Source organism: Virgibacillus salexigens (genome assembly GCF_000723585.1).
Classification (GTDB): domain Bacteria; phylum Bacillota; class Bacilli; order Bacillales; family Amphibacillaceae; genus Virgibacillus; species Virgibacillus salexigens.
In genome coordinates this window covers 641,182-666,327 of the sequence record NZ_CCDP010000001.1, presented here as the reverse complement: position 1 = coordinate 666,327, position 25,146 = coordinate 641,182, and the positions used below count along the sequence as shown (strand labels likewise).

Below are 25,146 nucleotides of genomic sequence, written 5' to 3'. Positions count from 1 at the left end.
CCAAGTGTGGTGGAAATTATAATCAGAAGTGAATATAAACAGAAATCGTGTCAATAATTGTATACGAAGGAATTAAAATTCAGGGGAAATCATATGAAAATAGATGCTTATACGCGAAATAAACTCATTTTTGTGCTAATTATCATACAACCGATTATCGATTTGTTAACATCATTCACATCACAATTCCCAATATCCATCGGTGCTTTCTTTCGAGCATTCACTATGATGGTATTATTCATTTCATTGTTCGTTATTTTTTATCGCACAGATAAAAAATTACTTTTCTTTTTATCTGCTGCTTTCTTAGGAATAGGAATTAGTTTTTTTCTAAATGCTTTTACGAAACCAAATTTTATATGGTTCTCCGAATTTAATTTCTACTTAAAGGCAAGTTACTTCATCGTAATTGTTTTTGCCATCATCTATGTCAATCAAAAAAAGTCGCTATATAAACATGACTTATACAAAGCTACAACCATTGCTAGCTTTATTGTTGGACTTTCCTATTGGTTGGCCATTATAACCAATACAAGTATGGACAGCTATCGATATTATACTTCTGGTCATTCTGGATGGTTTTTTTCAGCAAATGAACTAAGTGTCATTATCCTTATTTTATTCGGAATATTGAGTATCAACCTCATGTACAATAAACAATTATCTTCATGGATTGCTTATCTACTTCTATTAAGCATGATACCAATGATTGGCACAAAAACTGCCTTCTTAGGTGGTTTGATCCTAATTAGTATGCTCATTATCTATCATCTATGGAGATTAAAATTACAAATCTGGAAAGATATACATGCTTCTGCCTTATTCGTTATTCTCATCCTATTTTTTTGTCTCATTCCGTATACCCCAATGGGGACAAATACGCAGCCTGGATACGGACTTCCAGAAGATCAACTAGAAATAGATACCACTGAAGAAAAGGCAATTTCTTCCAAAACGGCACTTTTTTTTCATAAAGTGCTCAGTTCCAGGGATATCTTTTTTGTAGAAATAAAAGCGGATTATATGGAAGCAAATACCTTCCGAAAACTATTTGGGCTTGGATACGCGGGTGATTATCAGAAGGAGCCAAAATTAGTTGAGATGGACTTCTTTGATCTATTCTTTAGTTTTGGAGTGGTAGCAAGTAGTTTTATTCTCTTGCCTATCATCATCTTAGGGAAACAATTACTCCTTTCCTTCGCTCTAACCGTAGAACATCTCTTTCTATTCGTCATCATTGGTCTAAGTCTTGGAATAGCTTTTTTAGCAGGTCACGTCCTTTTTGCACCATCTGTGATATCTTATCTTGCTATTCCACTTTTGCTTTTAGGAGTCGATGAATATGATTACACCGAAACTAGTAAGCTTCATAATTCCTGTTTATAATGCAGAACATTCCTTGTTCCCTTGTGTCCAGAGTATCTTAGGACAAATGTATCATCCTATTGAAATCATTCTAATTAATGATGGCTCAACAGATCACAGTAAAGATTTATGTAATAAATTGGCGGAAGTGTATGCATCCATTCATGTCATTCATCAAGAAAATACAGGTGTATCTCAAGCGAGAAATAGAGGTATCCGAGAAGCTAATGGAGAGTATATACAATTTGTTGATGCAGATGATTATATCGATTCCATGATGACTAAAAAACTCGTGCAAGCGATGAAGTCAAACAAGAAATGCGAACTTGTCATTTGTGGTTATGAAGCAATCACAACAAAAACAAGCCGAAAAAAATATACACCATGTATCGAAGGCATGTTAAAAAATAATAGGTATCTTACTCATATTGGTGAGTTATATAAACAAATTATCCTACCATCTCCCTGCAACAAATTATACCGTACCGATATCATACGCGAACATCAGCTATCTTTTACGGATAAACTATCAAATGGAGAAGATTTGCTATTTAACTTAGACTACTTGCGTCATTGCAAGCATATTCATATCATTGGTGATACGCTTTATAAATATCTAATGAAAGATTCCTATTCCCTATCTCGAAGATACCGTAAAGACTATCTTCAAGAACAACAGCGCCTACTAGAAGAAGTCACTCGGTTTCTAAGAGAGAAAAGGGCGTTAACGACAAAAAATCAGCAAGTCATAGGCGAAATTTATGCGAATAGTATTATTAATGCCTTGACCAATCTGTTTCATCCAGATAACTCGATGCCTCGCAATAGAAAAAAAGAACAAATGGATGACATACTTCTTACCGCCAAACGAAATGTCGACATGAAGTATTTTCGAGGAACATCTCAAAAACGGTTAGTAAGTATGTTAATTCGCCTTCGAGCTACCTATGGGCTCTATGCTTTTTTTCGAGTTAAGCCATTTCTCCAACATCAGCAACGGGTACTATCTACTATTGTAAAGAAGGTAAAACATGAGTAACTACCATGTCCAGCAAATAATTTAGGAAACACCAGTTACTGAGGAGGTTGTTTATGAACAATATCATGCTTTATGCTTACACCCAACATAATTTAGGAGATGATTTATTCATCAAAATCCTTTGTGATCGCTACCCAAATACAACCTTCCATTTACTTGCCCCTCGTGACTATGACAAGACATTTTTAAAATTAAAGAATTTGAACATTATCCCACGTGATTCGCTTTTTTTTCGTGGGGGAAATTGGCTAGCAACAAAGATGAATCAGCAACAACTACTCTCTGCTTTCCTATCAAGGGAATGTGATGCAGTCGTTTATGCAGGTGGTTCATTGTTTATTCAACATGCTGACTGGAAAAGGCAAATGAAACAAGTAAAAGCAATGTATATAAAGGAGAAGCCTTTCTTTTTATTAGGGGCGAACTTTGGTCCGCATTCAGATCAGGCTTTCCTAATGGAGTATCATCAATTATTTCAACAATTCACCGATATCTGCTTTCGCGATCAGTATTCGTATACATTATTTAATGATCTACCTAATGTTAGAGTTGCTACAGATATGGCTTTTCAGTTAGAAACAACGGATACAAAAACAGCGTCAATGATGTCGGTTATTATTTCCGTAATAAAGCCATCGATTAGGTCATCATTGCGTGGATACGATGCTATTTACTATAACAAGGTAAGTGAAATTGCGCGTTATTTTATGATTCAAGGATATACTGTAACGTTGATGTCCTTCTGTGGTTATGAACGAGACCATGAAGCAATCAACAGCATTATCCATTTGTTATCAGATGATGAGAAAAATCAGATTCGCACCTTCTATTATCAATATAAATTGGAAGAAGCTTTAACGCTCCTTTCATCATCGGCTTTTATTGTGGCTACAAGGTTTCACTCCATGATATTAGGCTGGTTATTTCAAAAACCTGTATTTCCAATCGTTTATAGCAGTAAAATGACGAATATTTTAAACGACATAAATTTTCAAGGGAGCTATACTACCTTCGATGGCTTAAAGAATTTAAAAGCGGAGAATGTTTATGAGAGTATAAACACGAATACAGTTGATATCTCGAATCAAATTTCTAAGGCAGGTAAACAATTTTTCCAACTAGATTCGTATTTAAAAACCAAGACGTAAAGGACTGGTTATCATGGCCAAAGGAGAAAAACTAGCAAAAGATACAATGTTATATGGTATTGCTACGTTTGGTTCGAAAGTACTTGTTTTTTTCATGCTGCCAGTTTATACACATTATTTCACCACGGAAGAATACGGAACATGGGACATAGTCCTTACTACTTCCAGTTTGCTAGCTCCATTTATTAGCTTTGAATTGGTTTCAGCTGTCTATCGTTGGTTAATTGTTGAAAGAGATAAACAACAACAAATAAAGATTATTACGAGTGGTACCATTGCTTTAGTACGAAACCTGCTTTGCTTCACAATCCTAGCTTTCATATGCCTTGCATTTATTTCCATTCCCTATGGAATGCTAACCTTACTATTAATTAATGTTGTTATTATCAATAGCTATATGCAGCAATGTGCTAGAGGACTAGGTTTCAATATCTTATTTGCTTTACTTGGATTGTTACAAACAACGATACATATCCTGCTTATTCTCCTATTCTTATTTGGATTTCATATGCGTATCGAAGCGTTCTTCTATGCTTATATTCTTGCTAATATGGCAGCAATCCTTCTCGCCTGGATATTGATGCGTTTTCATCGGTTTTTATCTCTTCAAACCTACTCGAAATCGTTAATTAAATCCTTTTTAGCCTACGCTATTCCAATTATTCCTGGAGCAATAAGTTGGTGGGTGATGAATGCCTCTGATCGGTTTATTATTGTACGTTTCTTAGGCATTGATTTCAATGGTCTATATGCGGTCGCAAACCAAATCCCTGCAATTCTTATTATGATCAGTACGGTATTTAACTTAGCTTGGAAGGACAGTGCCATTGTTTATTTTAATGAATCCGATAAAGATAATTATTATACGAATGTATTTCAGCATTTCTTCCGCTTACTTGCTACATCGGTTATTTGTATAACCCTTCTCACCAAGCCAATCTTTTCGATCTTTATCTCAGAAAAGTTCATTGAATCATGGCAATACACAGGCTTGTTATTAGTAGGAACGATGTTTAGCGCTTTCTCGTTGTTTTGGAGTGCTGGCTTTCATGGTGCCAAAAAGACCAACGTTATATTTATTACTTCCATCATCGGTGCAATCGTAAATATTCTCATCCATATTTTATTTATTCATTTTATCGGTTTATACGCAGCTGCTTGGTCCACGGTAATTGCATTTTTTATCACCTGGATTATTCGTGTACATACTTGTCGGCCGTATTTTACAATTCGCTTAAATCGAAAAGATATGCTGATTCTATTCCCACTGTTGTTCGTCGCAATCCTAGCACCTTACTTTGTAGGAACAGGAGAGTTAGGCTTGCTTACTGGATTGTCCATCATCCTGTTTTTGGCTTATAATAAGCCTATTATCATCGGAGTAACAAAGCTGCTTGTTCATCGGTTTAAAGATTCGAGAGACACATGATCTATGTTATACTTTCACTACGAAAAAGTTAGGGAGATGGACAAATGACATTAAATTTTGCACATAGAGGTTCGTTAACAGAGGCACCTGAAAATACATTACCTGCTTTTCAACAGGCATTAGTACATGGCGCAAAGGCGATTGAACTAGATGTTCAACTTACGAAGGATAACTATCTTGTTGTTTGCCATGACCATAAATTATCACGGTTCAACCCATCAGCCAATCAGCGAATCATTGATGTCACGTTAGAAGAATTAAAGCAAATAGATGTTAGTGCTCCGTTCGGGGACAATTTCAGCGCGGTTACCATACCAACTCTTGATGAAGTATTAGAGGATTGCCCAAATGATATCTTCTTAAATATTGAAATCAAGAACATTCCTGTTATTTACAACAAGATTGAAGAACGACTCATCCATTGCTTATCGGAACATAATCGTTTTAATAATATAGTGATCTCCTCGTTTGATCATGTCGCTTTAAAAAACATACAAACAGTCGTTCCAAGTGTACCTTTAGGAATGTTGTTTTACTATCGAATCCTCAACCCTTGGGAATATGCGAAGCAAAGTGGATTAAACATTACAAGTATTCACCCAAATCATGTCTATACGGATCAGCACTTTATCGAACAATGCCATGCCAATGGTTATCAGGTATATCCATTTACTGTGAACAAAAAAGAAAGGTATCATGAATTAGTCTCTTATGGTGTAGATGGTGTGTTTTCTAATAACCCGGAAATATTCTCACAAACGAAAGCATAACAAAACCCAAGCAGCTGACTTTGGATAAAGTTAGCTGCTTGGGTTTTATAGCGGGCAAATCAAAGAGAACAACGCTCTCATAGATTATCCCTTATTTTATATCTTCTAAAAAACGCTGATGTATCCACACGCTATTCCCTTCTAGGATACCATTATACCAAAGGTTTTTCCCTATTTTAATCGTTCGATTTACAACAAATTCTTTTCCTCTAAACGATCCAAGATCATCATAGACTAAGTTCCTTTTACCACCCCATGGGCGTTCAAAAGCCTGGCCAGCCCCCATTATAGAGTACCGCTTTTTATCAGAATCTATTAATACTTCATCTTTACTATTGACATCATTTGCTTTCATCCAACCTACTATTCCTTTTTCACCACTCGGCTCGTTACTTAGTAAATAAAAAACGCTATTGCTAAATTTCGCTTCTCTTTTTATATAGTATACGCAATTCTTATAGTCCTCAGAGGGAACTCTATCTTGTTTATTCGTAGACAGATGAGAATAAATAAATGAACGATTAGCATTTATATGCCCTATCTTTGATATAGGTTGGATAATAAATTTTCCTCTATTCTCAAAAGGATGATGTTCGTCAATAATTGCTTGATTTTCATCAGAATCGTTAGTATCTTCCGCTAAGGGGTCTATTCGATAAAGTTTATATTCTTCTTTTTCCTTTTTGGACATTTTTTTCCATTTATTTAGGAACGCTTCATACTTTGGTATTACTTCTTTTACTGGACCAAAATCTTTCACTTTTCCATATTCTAGCCAAAGTATTTTTTCACAAAACTGCTTCATCTGACCAATAGAATGACTTACAAAAATCATGGTTTTTCCTTGTTTTTTAAATTCTTTCATTTTATTTAAACTTTTCTCTGCGAAAGCTTTATCACCAACGGATAAGGCTTCATCAATAATTAGAATATCAGGATCAACGGTAACAGAAATTGCAAAACCTAGTCTTGATTTCATTCCGCTTGAATAGGATTTCACAGGCTGATCAATAAAATTTTCTAATTCTGCAAATTCAATAATTTCTGGTTCAAGCTTTTTAATATCATTTTTACTGAACCCAAGCATTAATAACTTTAGTTCAATATTATCCCTGCCCGTAAGATCATTTTTCAAACCAGCAGAAACAGCTATTAACGCAACTTCTCCTGAAATATCGACGTTACCATCAGTTTCTGGAACGATACCCGCTAAAATATTGGATAATGTTGACTTACCAGATCCGTTTACACCGACAAAGCCAATAATGTCTCCTTTTTCAGCTTCAAAATTAACATCCGTCAGTGCGTAAAAGTTTTCTCCATAGCTTTTCGGGGTGATTAAATCCAATAATCGTTCTTTTGTACCATTATATAGTTTATATTTCTTTGATACATTTTTTGCAATAATCGCTTTTTCCATTGTCATCACAAGCCTTTATAAGTAATCAATAAAATGTCTACGGAATTTCACATGAAGCATGGATCCAAACAGGAATAGTACAATAACAATTCCCCAGAACACCAAAGTATACTCCCATTGTGCAATGAAATGCCATTCCGTACCAAATAAAGCAGCTCGGTACCCTTCAATCAAATAATAGAGTGGGTTTAATTTTAAAATCGTTAATATCTCAGGAAACTCATTCCCAACTATACTAAGTGGCCACAAGACACCTGATACATAAAGGAACATTCGAAGTATGGAATTAAGTAACATATGAACATCCCTAACTATCGTCGATAATGTTGACGTTATTAAAGATAAAGCAAAGATTAAGGCACCCGCTGCAAAAATATAGTAAATTAATTGCAGATAATAAATGGAAGCGAAATGTCCAATAAAATTCAGTAGAATAATGGATATCCCCAACATCACAAGGTGGACATAGAACTGGGAAAAAATTACATACCCAGGAATAATACTCATTGGGAAATTCATTTTGGACAGCATCTTCAAACGTGCATAGATGGATTTCGAACCCTGAATCGTTCCTTGATAAAAGAATATCCAAAGAAAGAAAGCTGCTACTAGCCAAGGGAAGAAATCAACTTCTTGTCCATCAGCTAATACCACAGGTTCTCTACTTCTAAGTGTTGTAAATACAAACCAGTAAATAACGATTTGTATAGCTGGGTTTAATATTTCCCATAAGATGCCTAAATAATTATTTTTATTCTTACTTTTTAATTCATAAACAGATAGTCTTCTAAGCAAATAAAAATGATCAATTTGCTCTTTAATAACTTTAATTGCAGATTTCATACGTATATCCTTTCAAGTATCCATATACTATCTTCTTTTTTTCGTTATTAAATTATACAAGTAAAAATTATAAAACACAATGAAAATCAGGGCTACTTTGCCTGATTGAAATGCTATTGTTGAAAGACATTTTCTACCACTCTTTTACTTGCTTGGCCATCCTCTAGATAACAGAAACTGTTATAAAATTCCTCAGTGATTGTTGAAGGGATAAAACCATTTTCCTTTATTGCTAATACTTCGTTGATAATTTCTTCTGTAGTTTTCACTAAAGGTCCCGGTGCTTTTTGTTCGAAATCAAAGTAAAAACCTCTTAAATTATCCCGATAATCTTCTATATCGTACACATAAAAAAGCATTGGCCTCTTCAAATTAGCATAGTCAAAAAACACAGAAGAATAATCTGTAATTAATAAATCAGCAATTAAATAAAGTTCTCTAATATCTTCATGATGAGAAAAATCATAGACAAAGCCTTCGTATCCAGTAAGGTCTAAATTCTCAGCAACTAAATAGTGAAGCCTTAAGACAATAATATATTCATCACCTAACTCTTCCTTCAGTAGATCTAAATCCATTTGCAAATCAAATTTATATTTACCCTTTGCATAGAACTGATTATCCCGCCATGTTGGAGCATACAGGATAATCTTCTTATCCAAAGGTAAGTTTGTAACTTTTTTTATATCATTTACGCTCTTTTGGTTATTTGCATTAATTAAAAAATCATTCCTCGGGTATCCCGATTCAATGACATTACGGTTAAACTGAAAAGCTCGCTTAAATATCTCCGTTGAATATGCGTTTGGAGAAATAAGAAAATCCCATTTACTTGCTTCCTTAATAAAATTTTCTTTATATTTGGTAGTATTTGTACCCGGCATATGAACTTCATCCATATCAGCAGCTAATCGTTTTAACGGAGTACCATGCCATGTTTGAATATAAATTGTTTTTTGAGGTTTATGAATCCATAATGGCAACCTAGAATTTACTATCCAATATTTCGCTCTTCCAAATATCAATAACCATTTCAATGAAAATCTTTTTATATATGGAACATTTAATGAGGAAAAAATTTCTTCATATTTCTTATCAACACTCCAATACAACTTATAATTAGGATATTTTTCCTTTAGATATTCATAAATTGCCCTAGGATTATCACTAAACTGTTTACCATGAAAACTTTCAAACATTATTGTATATTTTTTTCTTGGCAAAAAACTAATTATAATAAAAATAAATTTATACAATTTAATTAATAAATTACTACGTTTGATTTTCCTAAATATTAATTTAAAATTATACATAATCAGTACTCCTTCGTACTAACAAATCAATCATTTTTCACCTTTGAAACGATTGATTTATAAATCCTTTTACAGTTTGAATGATCCTGATATTTAATAATTTCCGATATATCAACGTCATAGTTGGCAAAACCATGTTTGATTCTATCTTCAATTAGCTCAACTAGTTCTTCTTCATTGTTTGCAATACCTCCAATAAATGTTTCTTCTATCGGTCGGAGTATTCCTTTTCTGAAGAACCTCTTTTCATCGAAATGATAATAAATAACAGGTTTATTCATGAGAGTGAAATCGAAACTTACACTGCTAAAATCTGTAATTAGTAGGGCATGTTTGATTAATAAATCTTGGACACTAACTGAACCTAAAGATATAAATCTAATTCGATCATTTAAATTTTTTATATCTTTATTAAAATAATTCTGTGCTCTATAATGCGGATAAAAGTTTAAATTTATATTATATTTATTTAATAGATCAATTAGTTTTTCGTTATTTATTAAACTCATATATGAGTTGTAATAACCACTATTCAGGAATTGTTCGTCAGTGTTAATCCAGTCTCTCCATGTTGGCATTAGCAAAATATCCCTTGGTTTAAATTTCATAACTAAATTATCAAAACGCGCTAAACCACTAACAATTACTTCATTTTCATCATATCCCAATTGATCAACCGCAATATTATATTTTTCAGGATCGCTACTCACTACAAATAAGTCAAAAGGCACCTCATAATACTGTTTATGATATTCTACATTTTTTCTCCCTAAAACTCCATGTTGTAAGAAAACCTTAAATGTATCCTCATAATTAAAAAATCCTTTTGCTGGTTTGAATGGTAGAACATTCTCTAGATCATGAGTACCCATAAGAACTTTGGCTTTAAATGAAATATTATAGTGCTCTTTTGACCCAAAGTCTAATATATTTGGATCACCTTTTAGCTTTTCATAATCAACTGAATTTTTTTCTATTACATAGTACGCATCTATATTGGTATTTTTTCGCAACCATTTATATAATACAATTCCATTGTCTTGTGCAGTATTATACCTTTCTCCTATTAACCAAGTATTTGAATCCTTCTGAATTTTAGTAGGTAAACTAATTGTTTTTGGTATGCTAAAAGATTCTACTTTCAAGTTATCGAACGGAGTAGTTGTAATCAAAAAATGATGCTGATTTAAATCTACATCGCTTATTGCTAAGTAATCATAATAATTATCCTTTTTATAATCTGAATATTTATATTTAATCTTTTCTTTCCTAATAATTTTCTTATTCTTATCTTTAACTACAATAAAGAAATCCATGACTGTTTTATCTTTAGCTTTTATAGAAATCAGATTAAATTGTTTAAGGTCAATTATAAAATTATCTTGTATTGGTACAGCAATTGATTCCAAAGAATTTCTATCTTCAATAAATAAATAAGCCTGGCAATTTATAAATTGATTTAATGATGTCACAAAACCTTTTACTTTAAAATCATTTACATTAGTAATTAAACGCTTAATTTTAGGTTGCTTAATTTTTAAGCCTAAAGAATTGTCCGTACGCTTATAAAAAGTTAATTTAATAACCTGTGAACTATAAGTAATTTTAAATTTACCTTTATCCTTTAGAGAGTCAAGTAAATTAAACTGATATTTTATAGGTTGGGAATTTTTGCATAATATAAAAAAACGCTTTTTTGAAAAACTATTTAAGATTTGATTCTTTGGTACTTTCGCTTCCCATCCATTTAGATATACTAAATCACATTCTGTTTCTAAACCTGTTTCTACATCATTTATTACTAGTGAATATTCTAATTTAGTATCCAACTCTTCTATATCTAATAATAATTCTATACATTCTCGTTTGTCTTTGATATATCTAATTGATGTATTTAAACGATGAGACTTGAAACTCAAATATAAGTACGCATTTGATTTTTTAACATTCACTTTATGGTTATAAGTATTAAAAAATGAATTAACATAATTATGCTCTATACATATAGGGTAAAATTGATTATCGATGCTTACAAAAATTTGCCATTTACCAATTGAAAGCATAGAAAAGTTAGAAAGAGTAATTTTATTAGTTTGTTCAGCATATTGAGTATCTACGGTTCTAATTTTATTGTAGTTTAGAGCATATATTTCAAATTTATTAATTTCTTCAACCGGAAGTAAAATATTACCCTCTAATAAGTCAAAACCTGTTCTCATATTTTGCAGATAAAGCTTTTTACTATTGAATTTATATTTATTAAAGTAGTTTCTAATTGATATATTTTTATTTACACTAATTGCGTAGTATTTTCCATCAATAATTGCAAATTTACTATCTTCTACAAATTCTTCAGATGGTTTAATCAACATTAATTTCTTATTAATAAACAATTTAATGGAGCTTTTGCCATCTTCCATTTCTGTAAAATAATCAAAAGGTATTTTAATTTCTAAATTATTCCCTTGTAAATCACAAGGGATTTCTCTTGATATTTTTTTATCAACTAACAGAGACTTGACATTTTTTTTCATTAAAAAATTTTTTAATTGCAAATTAAACCGTAAGTAATTATTTTCAAGTTCGAACCCATGTACGGTAACTTTTTTTACGAGCTTATTTCTTAGATTTTTTATTAATTTGTACTTTCTCAGTTTCATTTAATACTCTCCTAATTCTAGGTTTATACTTATATTGCCTTTTTTATATCAAATTATACTATAAACATCCTTCATGAACGTGACAACTAAAAAACGACGAAATAATTATATCTCTTAACCTATTGAATTTCAAATATGGGAAAAATACCTTAAATTTCCTTAGCTTTTTTAGTATAATAGTTTTGTTGGGCGTAGAAAGGAGTGAGAAGTTTATTAATAATATATATCTATAGTCTCATATGAATCCATAAAAATTATAGGAGAGGTAAATTGAATAATAATAAAACAGTTTTTAAATTTATATTAATTTTTGCTTTTGCTTTTTTTTTAATGAAAGTCCCAAATACAACTAATGCTAATGAACTTGATCCAAGCTCATACTTAGTTTCATCTAATAAAGGCGATGTCGCTTTATTTGAAAAACAGAGCGACGCTAGTAATATATTGATACATATTAAAAGTAATGCTGAAATAACACTACTAGACAGTTTCGAGGACTTTTCTTATGTACAATATATTAATACTCAAACAGATGAAGTTTTACAGGGGTTTGTAAGAAATGAATATATTAAAAAAAATAATAGTGTCACCCCCAACATAAATAATGTGAAAGATCCAGAAAAAATAGAAAAAGACATTATTGCACCAGGAATTAATGAAGATTCGGAAAAAAACAAAAAGAAAAATGGACGTGAAATAGAAAATGGAGAAAAGAAGGAAAAAGTAGGAGAACTTGATGGAGAAAGGAGTAAAGCAGAGAAGAGTATTGAAAATAACAGGAGAAAAGAAGAAAATCATAAGATCACCAACTATTCTGTTCAGAAATCTAACTTACGTGGAATTGCACTAAAAAAACCAACTAATGTGTATGAAACGCAATCATCTAAATCTGACAAGCTTAAATCGTATGAGCAAGGAACGGTTCTTCAGTACAAATCATTTACTTCTAATTGGTATCAAGCAACCGTTTATATCAACGGAAAACCTACTACTGGGTATATTCATGTATCTGATGTTGAGAATAGTAATACTTCACAGGAATTTGAAGGGTTTGCACTTGATGGTAGCACTAATGTCTATTCAAAGGCTTCAATCAATTCGTCAGTAATAAAGACCTATAGAAAAGGTAGCTATTTAAGGTATAACTCTCTAATCCCGAATTGGTACCAAGCAACTGTATATGTCAATGGAAAACCAGTTACTGGGTATATTAACAAACTTGATGTTATAAACATAGATCCAAACAATCAAATTAGTATAAGAACTCTTGGATTGCTAGATACTACTAATGTATATATTAATACTCAGGGTTCTAAGATACTTAAAACTTATCCAAAAGGAAGTATCTTAGAAGTAAGAACGTTTTCTAAAGATTGGTACCAAGCCACAGTATATATAAATAATGAAGCAAAAACAGGATATATATCAACAAGCGAAGTAGAGGTTATAAATCCAAACCAAAAATTATTAAGCGGATATTCAGCTAATAACCCTACCGCTGTTTATTCTAGAGCTTCGAAAAATTCCGAGGTACTGAAAAGATATAGCTATGGAAGCGACTTAAAATTTAATACTTTTTCAAATAACTGGTATGAAACAAATGTTTATAAAAATGGAAAACGATATACTGGCTATATTCATAGGGATGATGTTGCCTTTGATAATGTAGTACGTACAACTAAATATAACTTATCTTTAGAAGATGCATTAGAAATGCAGATGAAGGTTGGACCACAAACTGACCAACCATATGCTTACGTTTCTAAAACTTTTATAGATGAGCATCACAAAGTTACTGCAAATGCTCTAAATGTTAGAAGAGGCCCGGGAGTTACTTATAATTCAATTGGGCAACTTACAAAAGGAACTTCAGTTACTATTTTAGAAGAAGTAGATGGATGGTATATAATTGAATTTGTAAGTAATAAGTGGGTCTACGCAAGTCCAGATGATGTATTATATTATTTAGATCCAACTAATTTTATAAATGACCCTATTCAACAATTCCAGTTTTTAGATCTTTCTAAGCCTAGTGGTGCTACAGTTCAAGTCCTAAATAATTTTTTACGAGGCAAAGGCCAGCTTGAAGGAAAAGGTAAATATTTTTTAGAAGCTGGATTAGATAACGGGATAAATGACCTATATTTAATTTCACACTCACTTTTAGAAACCGGAAATGGAAATTCTAGGTTGGCTAATGGTGTTAAACATAACGGTGTAACTGTATATAATATGTATGGAATAGGAGCAAATGACGGCTGTGCCATAGAATGTGGCGCTGAAAGAGCATATAAAGAAGGATGGACCACACCAAACAAAGCTATTATAGGTGGTGCTAAATTCATAGCTGACGCATATATTAAAGATGGGAAGAACACTCTATATAAGATGAGATGGAATCCCGACTCTATGGAAAAATACCAGGAGGCAGCATATCAATATGCTACAGATATACGTTGGGCATCAAAACAAATATATACAATGTATAACTTGTATCAAGAAATTGAATCCTATCTTTTATATTTAGATATTCCTTTTTATAATTCTTGATCTTTTGTGTTAAGAGGGGGTAATCTTTACAAGTCTATATTTAGACTTGTAAGATTATCCTTATTTTTTATATTTTCATATAGTAGCTCATAATATTTCCATTTATAAAGTTGTAAACTTATAATAAAAATGATATAATTAAATGCTTTTAATTCATAGAATAGAGGTTACAATATGATTAAAGAGTGGAATTTATTAAGAACAATAGCTTGTCTAAGTATTGTGTTATTACACAGCAGTACAATTATTGGCCGTAGTATTGGGTATACTGCTATAGAAAACTATTATATTATAAGAATAATACTAACATACGCAACACCAACTTTTATTGTTTTATCAGAAATAATATTATCAAATAGGTATCAAAGTCAATTGCCAGAGAGGTTTTTTTTGAAGCGCTTTAAATTAATATTTCTTCCTTTTATTAGTTTTGCTATAATTGATGCAATAGTAGTAAACTATCTATCAGTTAATGATATTAATATAATTAATAAGATAATTTCAAATCTAGCAGGTGGTTATGAGGGTTACTTTATTCTAATAATTTTCCAATTCTATATACTTCATTATATTATATTAAAATATAGAATTTCAGTAGAAAAACTCTTACCAGTAAGTATTACAATTATGCTTGCCCATTTAGGTTTGTTAAATAGTGACCTCGACTTAATAGCGGAATATAAGACATATTTAAAGCTACCCTTCACTGCTTGGCTTGGGTATTTCTCAGTAGCTTTTTTAATAGGAAAGCATTATGTGAAAATAGCGAATTTTATTAGAAATTACAAATGGATGACTCTTATTCTTGCCTTTTTTTCAATTCATTTAATTTTAGTATCCTTTGAGGCCGGTTACAATCAAGTAGATTCTAGAAGAATTGATATATTTCCCTTGTCTATATCTATAAGTCTTGCAGTATTAGCTTGGGGACAAATTATTCCGAATTATAAACTAATAAACATGATTAGTAACTTTTCTTTGGGAATATACTTAGTTCACTGGCAAATACTAAGGTTCTTTTCACCTTTTTTATTAGAATTCACAAAAGATGTCTCTCCAACCCTGCAGATTATAATAATGTTCATATTTACTCTAATATTATCCATGATAGTTATAAAAGTAATCTCTCTTCTTCCATTTGGAAAATATATAATTGGAAATACTAAAAGAGTTTATCAAAACAAGAAAAAAGTTATAAATTCAGGTAAAGAAGAAATAGCTTGAACTATAACTAAAATATCATAGTTTACTTTTATCAATTTTTAAAATGAAGTCAAATTGTTATTATATTGATAACCTTAATTATAATTGTGGTATTAATTTTATGGTACAATAAAATTAAGCATTCATTTATTGCGGAGGTTTTTCATAATGAAAAAAGTAATCACTTATGGAACATTTGACTTACTGCATACAGGTCATATAAATATACTACGTCGCGCAAAAGAATACGGAGATTATTTAATTGTTGCAATATCAGCAGATGAGTTTAATGCCTTAAAGGGAAAGAAAGCTTATTATACGTTTGAACAGAGAAAAGCTATACTCGAGGCGATTCGTTATGTCGATTTGGTTATTCCTGAACATACGTGGGAACAAAAAATGGAAGATGTTCAAAAATACGATGTCGATGTCTTTGTTATGGGGGACGACTGGGAAGGTAAATTTGACTTTTTAAAAGATCATTGTGAAGTCGTTTATTTGCCGAGGACTGTTGGAATCTCCACAACAAAAATTAAGACTGACCTAAACATGACAAATAATGGTTAAAGAAATCCTTATAAGTGTATACCTCTTTGCTTTCCGTATACTCTTTAATTTCTTTAAATTATTCCCACTAAAACAAAAAACAGTTGGTGTTTCTACGTTTGGGGATAATATTTACTATACAACTGAAGCTTTATCCAACTTGTCCGACGAAGAGATTATTATTCTTAAAGATGGGTCATGTAGGTATCCGTTTGATGATACAAATGCAACCATTATTCCGTTTTCTTTAAAAATTCCATTTTCATTTATAAAATCAGTTTACCATCTTGCAACTGCTACTACTATTTTAGTAGATACGTATTATGGATTTTTAGCGGCTACCCATTTCAAACAAGGAGTAACCTGTATCCAATTATGGCATGCTGGTGGGGCAATCAAGCAGTTTGGTCTAATGGACCCTACAAATAAATATAGAACAACAAAAGCAAATGAACGCTTTGCCAATGTCTACCGGAGCTTTGATTACACGGTGGTCGGTTCGGAAATGATGGCGGAGACATTTAAAGAGAGTTTTGGGCTTACAGATAATCGCATTCTGCGTACTGGTATACCACGCTCAGATGTTTTATACGATCGTTCGATGAAGGATCGTATTTATCATGACATGTTAACTAAACACCCCATGATTAAGAATAAACAAATTATTTTATATGCGCCAACATTTCGAAATAACCAGTTAACTAATTATCAATTAAAGTTAGAGATTGATAAGCTGTACCGTGAACTGTCTGATGATTATGTGCTGTTTATTAAACCTCATCCTGCGGTAACTTATGAGATAAGTGAAGTTTATAAAGATTTTGTATATGATGTGTCGGAATTCTATGATACGAATCACTTATTGCTTATCACTGACTTATTAATTACCGACTATTCATCCATTCCATTTGAGTATGCTTTATTGGAAAAACCAATGATTTTCTTTGCTTATGATGTGGATGAATATAGTTTTACCAGTGGCTTAATTGATGATTATGAACACAAGATGCCAGGCCCAGTCGTAGCGTCGACAGAAGCTATTATTCTAGCAATTAAGGAAAATAAGTTTAATTATAAACAAATCAAAGACTTTGCAAAACAATGGAATGAGTACTCAAATGGTACATCCAGTTTAAACTTAGCGAAACATTTGACCGATACAGAAGAAAAGGAAAAAGAAAGAGCAATTGGTTAACATCCCATTTTCATATGGGATGTTTTTTAATTCCTTAACTAATCTTCCTCTTTAAGTACTTCATATTTTTCTTATTCACAGCATACCATACTTTCCATACCACACACTGTTAAGTTTTAGTAAATAATGTTAATTATCTGTAAATAATACTGAAATTCCTATACAAATGTACTACTATTGATGTGTCGCAATGAAACAATAAAATAGTGGCTTTTATTAGTTAAAGGGGGAACCTTTATAAAACATGAAAATATTAAACAAATTCTTCTTTGTTCCAATTATATTATTAACACTAATCTTACCTCAAACAATTTATGCTCAATCGGATATTCACGGCCACTATTTTGAAAAAAGTATGGTATCTCTTATTGAAAGAGGAATAATGCGCGGCTATAGTGATGGAACCTATCGACCAGATCATGCCATTACACGAGCAGAGTTTACCGTTTTTTTAGTTCGCGCTTTAAATTTATCAACCAATGCATCCCAAAATAAGTTCACTGATATTGAAAAGGAAGATTGGTATTATGCAGCAATTACCACAGCTGTCAATAACCAAATTATTGGTGGTTACCCTAATAATGTATTTAGACCAGATAAACACATATCTCGTCAAGAAGTAGCCGCAATGATGAAGCGCGCTTTAGATTTAAAAGGAATAGATGCTGATAAGGCACCTCTTCTATTTAATGATAATAAAGAAATTAATCCCATGTTTTACGGTGCGATTCAGAAACTAGTCTATTTAAATATCATTGCTGGTAAAAAAAATAATCAAGGGTTATATTTTGCACCACTAGATAGTACGACTCGAGGTGAAATGTCTGCCATTTTAAATCGTATGTTGCAAGTTATAGGCGAGCCAAAAATAAGAATAGACTACACCCATTACAATTATTCTTTTAAGGAAATGATTGATATTCAAGTAACCAAAACCCCTAAAGTGGATGGAGCAGGAAATTTCCTTGCTAGTCGTTCTCTTGTAGAATACTATGCAAACCCTAGGAATTTCTCAAGTGAATCAAGTGACTATTTACAGTTTCTTAACCTTTCAGAAAATGCAAATCTAGATCCGAGTGAGATTAATAGAAAAGTCCTGCAAAACAAGGGTTCCTTATCAGGACAAGCAAATTCATTTATCGAAGCAGGAAAACAGTATGGAATTAATGAAGTATATTTAATGGCACACGCACTCCATGAAACTGGTAATGGAACATCAAGGCTTGCTACTGGCATTCCTGTGGATAAAAACGGCAATATTGTAGCCAAAAACAAGGCAACTTATACCGTTTATAATATGTATGGATATGGAGCAGTAGATAATGACCCACTAAACGGCGGAGCAAAATATGCTTTTAATAAAGGGTGGTTTTCTCCAGAAGCAGCTATCATAGGCGGAGCTAGAGATATAGCAAATCATTATATAAACGACGGCCAAGATACATTATATAAAATGAGATGGAATCCGAGTAGCCCTGGATATCCCCAATATGCTACTCATGTACAATGGGCGATTCTACAAACAAATCGAATTCAAGAGATTTATAATTTATTAAACAATTATGTATTAAAGTTTGATGTACCAACATTCAACCAACAACCAGGAGCAACATCTAAACCTAGCGGCGATAAACAGTATCATGTGGACACAAAACGGCAAGGGGAAAAAATGAAGACTACAGCTAACCTCAACCTTCGAACTGGTCCAACAACCACTTTTCATATTATTAAAACATTATCGAATAATACGATAGTTACCATAATTGGAGAGAACGGTGGCTGGTATAAAGTTAATGCTGGTGGAGTAACTGGTTGGGTATCAAGTAATTACTTACGTAAAGGAATAAGGTTATCAGAACAATTTTTAAAGCCGTCTGCTGAAGACAAAAAAGCTCCAAGTACATCAAAGATCTATAACCATTTAAGGGCAGTTACAACCGAGAATCATGTTCATATGAGAACAGAACCATCTACACGAAACAAAGAAACAATTATAAAACTATTATCAATTGATACATCAATTGAAATAATAGATAAACATGATAATTGGTATTATGTATCGGATAGCCAAGATAAGGGATGGATTTCAAAGGATTATATTTTACTAACTAACCTCTTCCAAGTAGAAAACATTGAATCCAATTTACTTGTCCGTAATAAACCAAATCTTCAAGGAGAAGTTATTGGTAAGCTTCAAGCAAGCGATTATGTGAACGCTAATGTTACAGCCAACAATCAAGTTGTTCAAGAAGGAGATTGGCTTATGGTTTATTATAAAGACGGATACGGCTGGGTTCATCAGCGCTATCTGCATAAACAGAATAATTATTAAGTAGTAATATTAACACCCGATGCGTGAACTTCAAAGGAGCCTGAGTAAATGATGAAACATATAACAATAATGAATGTTCCTTTTCTAAATACAGATCATCATTCGTTTGTATACTTACTAAACAAACGAATTCAACAAAAAGAGAAAACATTTGTTGTAACGGCAAATCCAGAAGTAGTGATGAAGGCACAAGAGGATTTGCATTTTATGCAGCAATTGCAACAAGCAACGTATATCGTCGCGGACGGAATAGGAATTGTAAAGGCAGCTAAAATATTAAAACAGCCTTTACCTGAACGAGTTACTGGCTATGATACAATGATTGATTTATTAAAACTAGCAGAAAAAAATCACTATCGTATTTTTTTACTTGGTGCACAGGAAGAAACCTTACAAAGAGCGATAACTAACATCCAGAACCAGTTTCCAAATATTGAAATTGTTGGTTGTAAAGATGGCTATTTTAACCTGGAATCAAATGATATTACAGATCACATTGTACAGTTACAGCCTGATATAACATTTGTCGCGCTGGGATGTCCAAGACAAGAGAATTGGATCGCGAACAATCTATCAAAATTCAATCATGGATTGTTAATGGGAGTTGGGGGGTCTTTCGACGTTATTGCAGGGAAGGTTCAGCGAGCACCTGTAATTTTTCAGAAGTTGAATTTGGAATGGCTTTACCGATTAATAAAACAACCAACCAGATGGAGAAGAATGCTTGCACTTCCACAATTTGCTTTCCACATTGTTAAGCAAAAGAAAAAGGAAAAAGTTTCATGAGCCGTTCTGCTTTTGTTAGAAGTACGTTACTATTAACGGTCGCCACTTTAGTATCTAAAGTATTGGGAAGTGTTTTTCGAATACCTCTTCAAAATATTGCTGGTGACCATGTCTTAGGAATCTTTAGTCTTGTATACCCGGTTTATATGGTGGCTCTTACGTTATCTGTAGCAGGTATTCCTATTGCTATTTCAAAGCTAATCGCCGATGCTCGAGCAAAGGGTGAATTATCATTTGTAAAAGAAATTTACGTAACAGCAAGTATTCTGGCTTTATTGTTCGGTATCTCTAGCTTTCTACTAATATATAGCTTATCCACTCCTTTAGCTTCTGCTTTAGGAGGACAGTCTACAAGACTTGCTTTAATTGTAGTTACAGCCACCTTATTAGTTGCACCGTATATGGCTGTTTATCGAGGTTACTTTCAAGGCTTTGAGGATATGAAACCGACTGCTATCTCACAAGTTATTGAACAGTTCATCCGCGTTGGTTTGATTTTAGTTATTGCCTATTACTTTGTTCAACAAGACTTTTCTGATGCTACGGTAGCTGGTGGTGTCATGATTGGTTCGGTTGTAGGAGCATTTACATCACTTATCTATTTAAGAGTGAAATATATTCGTTCACCTTTAAGGCAAACCTTAACTAGGAAATATACGTTAAAGCTATTCTCCTCTTGGAGCAAACAGATATTAAAACTATCGATACCGATTGCTATTGGCACAATTACCATGGCTTTAATAAATTTTATCGACTCTTTTACCATTCCTTATGGTTTACGTAGTATAGGTGAATCGGAAACGGGGATTAATTATCTTTATGGTATCTATGGCCGTGGCCTTTCCATTGTCCAAATTGCGACTGTTTTTTCGACGTCGATTGTTCTCCCACTCATTCCGTTAATAACAACAAAGCTAGCAGAAGGAGAGACACAACAAGTAAGGTCCGTCATAGAAAAGACATATCGCATGACGCATTTACTTTCATGGCCTGCAGCAATGGGGTTACTAGGTCTTACATTACCAATTAATTTAGCTTTATTTACTGACTTAGAAGGAAGCGGAGTTCTAGCTATCCTTGGACTAAGTTCTGTTTTTACTTCGTTAACCATTTTAAGTACCGGTATTCTACAAGGTATGAACTTAGCTAAACAAGCAGCCTTCATAATTGTTTGCGGTATATTAATGAAAGCCCTATGCAATATTTACTTCATTCAATTATTTGGATTACGTGGTGCAGCTTTCTCTACGTTATTGGTATATATTGTTTTATTAATTATCAATACATGGTATATCTTTAAGCATTATCCATTTTCCATTAGACGTAAGCTAATAACAAAAATAATGATTGCTTCCATATCCATGGGGGCTGTTATTGGAGTACCAACCTTGTATGTATCTATAACAGATTGGTCACGGGTTCAAGCTCTTCTCTATTTGCTCGTAGCTATGTTCATTGGAGTTACTATCTATGTGTTACAACTATACCTATTTAATGTGGTGAATAAAACAGACATCGTAAAGAATATTCCTTATTTCTCCCAGAAAGGAAGAGCAGAAAAATGAACAAGCAGAAATGGATTTGGATGACGTTAATCGTCTTACTTGCAGTTACAATACCCGGAATTATTGAGCGTTGGCAGACAGAGACAGAAAATAATACGTACGAAATCGCCGCTCCTTATCAAGAGATTGATCAGCTAGCAACAGATCATGAAGAATTAAATACAGAGGACATTCTTTCTTCTTTAAAAAAGTCTGGCTTAAATACGGTTAGCATAAGTCCTCTATCATTAAATTGGATGGAGAACCAAGACATCATTACTATCTATAACGAACAGGAGTTAAACGATGCGTTACGATTTAGTAATCAAGACGAAATGGTGGATACGGAAGCAAAAGGATATTACATCACTCAACCAAGGGATGCTTATTTTAATAAACTGATTTCCGAAAACCTACAGCCTTCTTCCGTTACAATTAGTGGTCAGGATTTTTACTTTATTGAAAAAGAAATGGATATCCTATCTAGAAACATTGCTTACAATGAAGAGACGTTAGATCAAGTAAAACAGCTTGGACTTAACTATATGTTCCGAGTAGAAAATACAAACCAGAAATGGAATCAAAAAAGTGTCGATCAGCTCATCAAGTTAAAGGAAACAGATACTACTAATTTATTATTTTATGGTCAGGATGTCATTGGATATCCAAATATGGAAGAAGTAGAACAATGGACAAACCAATTAACCGATGTAGGCTACCATTTTTATTCCATTGAGTTCACTCAACAAAAAGGGTTACAAACAATAGCTCGTAATACTGACTACAATACGATCAGATTGCATAGTATGGACTTAAATAATAAAACACTACCGGAAAATATTGATCAAGCTGTACGAGCTGTCAAAGAACGGAATATACGATCTATTTTCTTCCATATTCAAGCAGGTGATCCAACTGAAAGCTTAGAGAATGCGAATGCATTTGTTGAAGGTGTTCATCACAACTTAGAGAATAATTTCCAGCAAGGCTCTCCTAAGCCATTTACCGAAATAAACACACCAATCTGGACCCAAGTACTCCTCTTCCTTGCCGGCATTCTGTTTACAGGTTTAGCTGCAACGATCGTAAGGGATAGAAAATGGATGATTGCTGCTATCGTATTCATGACGCTTTTAGTAATAGGATATTATCTTACTGAAAGACTATTCCTCATACAGGGCTTTGCACTAATTCTTGCGATAGTAGCACCAATTTATGCTGTACTATCTACAATAAATACAGGAGATAAGCAGCTAGGCGGTATTACTTTGCATTATTTAAAGGCACTAGGGATAACCTTTGTCGGTATAATCATTGTCATTGGCCTACTAAACGGTAATGCTTTTATCACCGGATTTGAAGTGTTTAGAGGAGTAAAATTAGTTTATCTTATTCCTATTCTATTTGTCGGTGTATTTCTATTCTGGAGAGAAATCGTAATGCTATTAAAAGTCCCAGTGAAGTACTGGCATCTTGCAGTCATCTTTATCATTGGCGTAATAGGCATCTATTATATTACGAGAACAGGTAATAGTGCGACTGTAAGCGACATGGAACTGATGATACGAAGCACATTAGAGGAATGGCTATATGTTCGCCCTAGAACAAAAGAATTCCTCATTGGTCTTCCATTTTATTTATTAGCAATCTATGTGTTCAAAACGAATAAATTACTGGGAAAAGTCTTGGTGATTCCAGGGATCATTGGCTTTCTATCAATCATGAATACTTTTACCCACCTTCATATCCCATTGCATATTTCCTTACTAAGAACAGGTTATAGCATTGTTATTGGCTATCTCTTAGGACTGTTGCTTATCTGGATTTATCGAAAATGTGTACCCTTTATTACAAAACGCATCCGAAGGGAGTGGGTATAATGCATATTGTTGTTTCCGGTTATTATGGATTTGATAATGTTGGCGATGAGGCTATTTTGTTTTCCATTATAGAACAGCTTCGAATGGTTCAACCTACCATTAAAATTACCATATTATCTAATAACCCAGAACAAACGAAAAGAACCTATCAAGTAAATGCCGTAAACCGACGAAAGATTAATGAGATCATTCAAGCATTACGCGATTCAGATGGATTAATTAGTGGTGGTGGCAGTCTTTTACAAGATAAAACAGGGATGTTGACCATCCCCTATTATACGGGCATCATCAAATTGGCCAAATGGCTGCAGAAACCTGTGTTTATTTATGCGCAAGGGATGGGACCAATTAATGGGGTTTTAAGTAAATGGTTAGTGAAATATGCGTTAAATCATGTGGAGCAAATCACGGTACGCGATCAAGCTTCACAGCACTTACTGAATCAAATTGGCATTAAACATATGTCTACAATTGTTCCCGATCCTGTTTTAGGTTTAGATTCTAGCTCCTATGACCATCAATGGGAGACGGCTGATAAATTAACTCAAAAGTTCATTACTGTGAGTGTGAGGGATTGGCCAACGAATAAGCCATTCACTCAAAAGATAGCATCTACTTTAGATCAGCTCGTTCAAGATGGATATGCTGTGGTGTTCGTACCAATGCATGGGGAAAAGGATCAACGTAAATCGCAAGAGACAGCTGAACGAATGACAGAGCATAGTTATATTTCGCCAGCGAACGCTTCCTTAGAAGCTAAAATTGCGCTTATCGGTGAATCCAATTTACTCATTGGCATGCGTCTGCATTCACTCATATTTTCAGCAATTAATTATACGCCATTTGTAGCAATTTCGTACGACCCAAAAATTGATGCTTTTGCTGCGCTTTGTAATCAACCTGTAGTCGGACATGTAGAAGAAGACAATTGGGACGATAAACAGTTATATCAACAAGCAACCCATGCACTCGACAATGAAGAGCTAAGAAGAATGAAATTGAGAGAGATTGTACGCATGTATCAACGCGATGCAAGAGCCACACCAGAACTTGCGCTAGATACTTTCTTTGGGCGAGAAAAACGTCCATATAGTAATGTATAAATGTTAAATGGAAACACCCA

17 protein-coding genes and 2 pseudogenes are annotated in these 25,146 nt (G+C 33.1%); 14 read left to right on the top strand and 5 right to left on the bottom strand.

Annotation, left to right across the window (positions count from 1 at the left end):
• The first annotated feature begins 93 nt into the window (after positions 1-93).
• Genes BN990_RS03140 through BN990_RS03120 form a run of 5 tightly spaced genes read left to right on the top strand, consistent with a single transcriptional unit; the run spans position 94 to position 5,751 of the window.
• Positions 94-1,386, top strand: a complete 1,293-nt coding sequence (locus BN990_RS03140) for an O-antigen ligase family protein (protein WP_038242308.1) — start codon at positions 94-96, stop codon at positions 1,384-1,386.
• On the top strand, positions 1,343-2,404 hold the full coding sequence (locus BN990_RS03135; RefSeq protein ID WP_051739005.1) for a glycosyltransferase family 2 protein: 1,062 nt from the start codon (positions 1,343-1,345) through the stop codon (positions 2,402-2,404). The genes BN990_RS03140 and BN990_RS03135 overlap by 44 nt, the downstream gene beginning before the upstream one ends.
• Positions 2,405-2,457: 53 nt before the next feature.
• Positions 2,458-3,552 (top strand): polysaccharide pyruvyl transferase family protein, encoded by a 1,095-nt coding sequence (locus BN990_RS03130; protein ID WP_038242305.1) that lies wholly within the window; start codon positions 2,458-2,460, stop codon positions 3,550-3,552.
• A gap of 13 nt (positions 3,553-3,565) precedes the next feature.
• On the top strand, positions 3,566-4,981 hold the full coding sequence (locus BN990_RS03125) for a lipopolysaccharide biosynthesis protein (protein ID WP_038242293.1): 1,416 nt from the start codon (positions 3,566-3,568) through the stop codon (positions 4,979-4,981).
• Between the two features lie 44 nt (positions 4,982-5,025).
• Complete coding sequence (locus BN990_RS03120; protein ID WP_038242290.1) at positions 5,026-5,751, top strand: glycerophosphodiester phosphodiesterase; 726 nt, start codon at positions 5,026-5,028, stop codon at positions 5,749-5,751.
• 91 nt (positions 5,752-5,842) lie between these two features.
• On the opposite strand, the gene BN990_RS23565 is transcribed toward BN990_RS03120, so the two are convergent.
• The 5 genes and pseudogenes from BN990_RS23565 to BN990_RS03100 form a co-directional block, all read right to left on the bottom strand.
• The gene (locus BN990_RS23565; RefSeq protein ID WP_370457706.1) at positions 5,843-6,283 is read right to left on the bottom strand and encodes a GW dipeptide domain-containing protein; all 441 of its coding nucleotides are present in this window, start codon (positions 6,281-6,283) and stop codon (positions 5,843-5,845) included.
• A 129-nt stretch (positions 6,284-6,412) separates the two neighbouring features.
• Positions 6,413-7,171 (bottom strand): annotated as a pseudogene (gene tagH, locus BN990_RS23560) (teichoic acids export ABC transporter ATP-binding subunit TagH); the annotation flags it as partial.
• Positions 7,172-7,186: 15 nt separating this feature from the next.
• Positions 7,187-8,014 (bottom strand): ABC transporter permease, encoded by an 828-nt coding sequence (locus BN990_RS03110; protein ID WP_038242275.1) that lies wholly within the window; start codon positions 8,012-8,014, stop codon positions 7,187-7,189.
• 113 nt (positions 8,015-8,127) lie between these two features.
• Positions 8,128-9,315 (bottom strand): annotated as a pseudogene (locus tag BN990_RS03105) (CDP-glycerol glycerophosphotransferase family protein); the annotation flags it as partial.
• A 38-nt stretch (positions 9,316-9,353) separates the two neighbouring features.
• Positions 9,354-11,987, bottom strand: a complete 2,634-nt coding sequence (locus BN990_RS03100; protein ID WP_038242273.1) for a CDP-glycerol glycerophosphotransferase family protein — start codon at positions 11,985-11,987, stop codon at positions 9,354-9,356.
• Between the two features lie 270 nt (positions 11,988-12,257).
• Between BN990_RS03100 and BN990_RS23090 the strand changes: the two genes are divergently transcribed.
• From BN990_RS23090 to csaB, 9 genes are all read left to right on the top strand, one after another.
• Positions 12,258-14,537 carry an SH3 domain-containing protein gene (locus BN990_RS23090; protein ID WP_051739003.1) on the top strand — a complete coding sequence of 760 codons (2,280 nt, stop codon included), beginning with the start codon at positions 12,258-12,260 and terminating at the stop codon, positions 14,535-14,537.
• Between the two features lie 174 nt (positions 14,538-14,711).
• A complete protein-coding gene (locus BN990_RS03090; protein ID WP_038242270.1) occupies positions 14,712-15,761 on the top strand; it encodes an acyltransferase family protein in 1,050 nt (349 codons plus the stop codon).
• Between the two features lie 147 nt (positions 15,762-15,908).
• On the top strand, positions 15,909-16,307 hold the full coding sequence (gene tagD / locus BN990_RS03085; protein ID WP_038242268.1) for a glycerol-3-phosphate cytidylyltransferase: 399 nt from the start codon (positions 15,909-15,911) through the stop codon (positions 16,305-16,307).
• Positions 16,300-17,481 (top strand): CDP-glycerol glycerophosphotransferase family protein, encoded by a 1,182-nt coding sequence (locus BN990_RS03080; protein ID WP_038242266.1) that lies wholly within the window; start codon positions 16,300-16,302, stop codon positions 17,479-17,481. The genes tagD and BN990_RS03080 overlap by 8 nt, the downstream gene beginning before the upstream one ends.
• A 244-nt stretch (positions 17,482-17,725) precedes the next feature.
• Positions 17,726-19,813: an SH3 domain-containing protein gene (locus tag BN990_RS03075; protein WP_051739002.1), complete on the top strand. Its 2,088-nt coding sequence runs from the start codon at positions 17,726-17,728 to the stop codon at positions 19,811-19,813.
• Positions 19,814-19,861: 48 nt separating this feature from the next.
• The gene (locus tag BN990_RS03070; protein WP_306465010.1) at positions 19,862-20,599 is read left to right on the top strand and encodes a WecB/TagA/CpsF family glycosyltransferase; all 738 of its coding nucleotides are present in this window, start codon (positions 19,862-19,864) and stop codon (positions 20,597-20,599) included.
• Positions 20,596-22,164, top strand: a complete 1,569-nt coding sequence (locus BN990_RS03065; protein WP_021289760.1) for a putative polysaccharide biosynthesis protein — start codon at positions 20,596-20,598, stop codon at positions 22,162-22,164. Before BN990_RS03070 ends, BN990_RS03065 begins: the two co-directional genes overlap by 4 nt.
• A complete protein-coding gene (locus BN990_RS03060; protein ID WP_038242261.1) occupies positions 22,161-24,023 on the top strand; it encodes a DUF5693 family protein in 1,863 nt (620 codons plus the stop codon). The genes BN990_RS03065 and BN990_RS03060 overlap by 4 nt, the downstream gene beginning before the upstream one ends.
• The gene (gene csaB, locus BN990_RS03055) at positions 24,023-25,126 is read left to right on the top strand and encodes a polysaccharide pyruvyl transferase CsaB (protein ID WP_021289762.1); all 1,104 of its coding nucleotides are present in this window, start codon (positions 24,023-24,025) and stop codon (positions 25,124-25,126) included. Before BN990_RS03060 ends, csaB begins: the two co-directional genes overlap by 1 nt.
• Positions 25,127-25,146 lie beyond the last annotated feature (20 nt).

Bases quoted from the DNA above. Each gene is read 5' to 3' on its own strand.
- BN990_RS03140 (WP_038242308.1), top strand. From the start codon at position 94: ATGAAAATAGATGCTTATACGCGAAATAAACTCATTTTTGTGCTAATT.
- BN990_RS03135 (WP_051739005.1), top strand. From the start codon at position 1,343: ATGATTACACCGAAACTAGTAAGCTTCATAATTCCTGTTTATAATGCA.
- BN990_RS03130 (WP_038242305.1), top strand. From the start codon at position 2,458: ATGAACAATATCATGCTTTATGCTTACACCCAACATAATTTAGGAGAT.
- BN990_RS03125 (WP_038242293.1), top strand. From the start codon at position 3,566: ATGGCCAAAGGAGAAAAACTAGCAAAAGATACAATGTTATATGGTATT.
- BN990_RS03120 (WP_038242290.1), top strand. From the start codon at position 5,026: ATGACATTAAATTTTGCACATAGAGGTTCGTTAACAGAGGCACCTGAA.
- BN990_RS03110 (WP_038242275.1), bottom strand. From the start codon at position 8,014: ATGAAATCTGCAATTAAAGTTATTAAAGAGCAAATTGATCATTTTTAT.
- BN990_RS03100 (WP_038242273.1), bottom strand. From the start codon at position 11,987: ATGAAACTGAGAAAGTACAAATTAATAAAAAATCTAAGAAATAAGCTC.
- BN990_RS03090 (WP_038242270.1), top strand. From the start codon at position 14,712: ATGATTAAAGAGTGGAATTTATTAAGAACAATAGCTTGTCTAAGTATT.
- tagD (WP_038242268.1), top strand. From the start codon at position 15,909: ATGAAAAAAGTAATCACTTATGGAACATTTGACTTACTGCATACAGGT.
- BN990_RS03080 (WP_038242266.1), top strand. From the start codon at position 16,300: ATGGTTAAAGAAATCCTTATAAGTGTATACCTCTTTGCTTTCCGTATA.
- BN990_RS03075 (WP_051739002.1), top strand. From the start codon at position 17,726: ATGAAAATATTAAACAAATTCTTCTTTGTTCCAATTATATTATTAACA.
- BN990_RS03070 (WP_306465010.1), top strand. From the start codon at position 19,862: ATGATGAAACATATAACAATAATGAATGTTCCTTTTCTAAATACAGAT.
- BN990_RS03065 (WP_021289760.1), top strand. From the start codon at position 20,596: ATGAGCCGTTCTGCTTTTGTTAGAAGTACGTTACTATTAACGGTCGCC.
- BN990_RS03060 (WP_038242261.1), top strand. From the start codon at position 22,161: ATGAACAAGCAGAAATGGATTTGGATGACGTTAATCGTCTTACTTGCA.
- csaB (WP_021289762.1), top strand. From the start codon at position 24,023: ATGCATATTGTTGTTTCCGGTTATTATGGATTTGATAATGTTGGCGAT.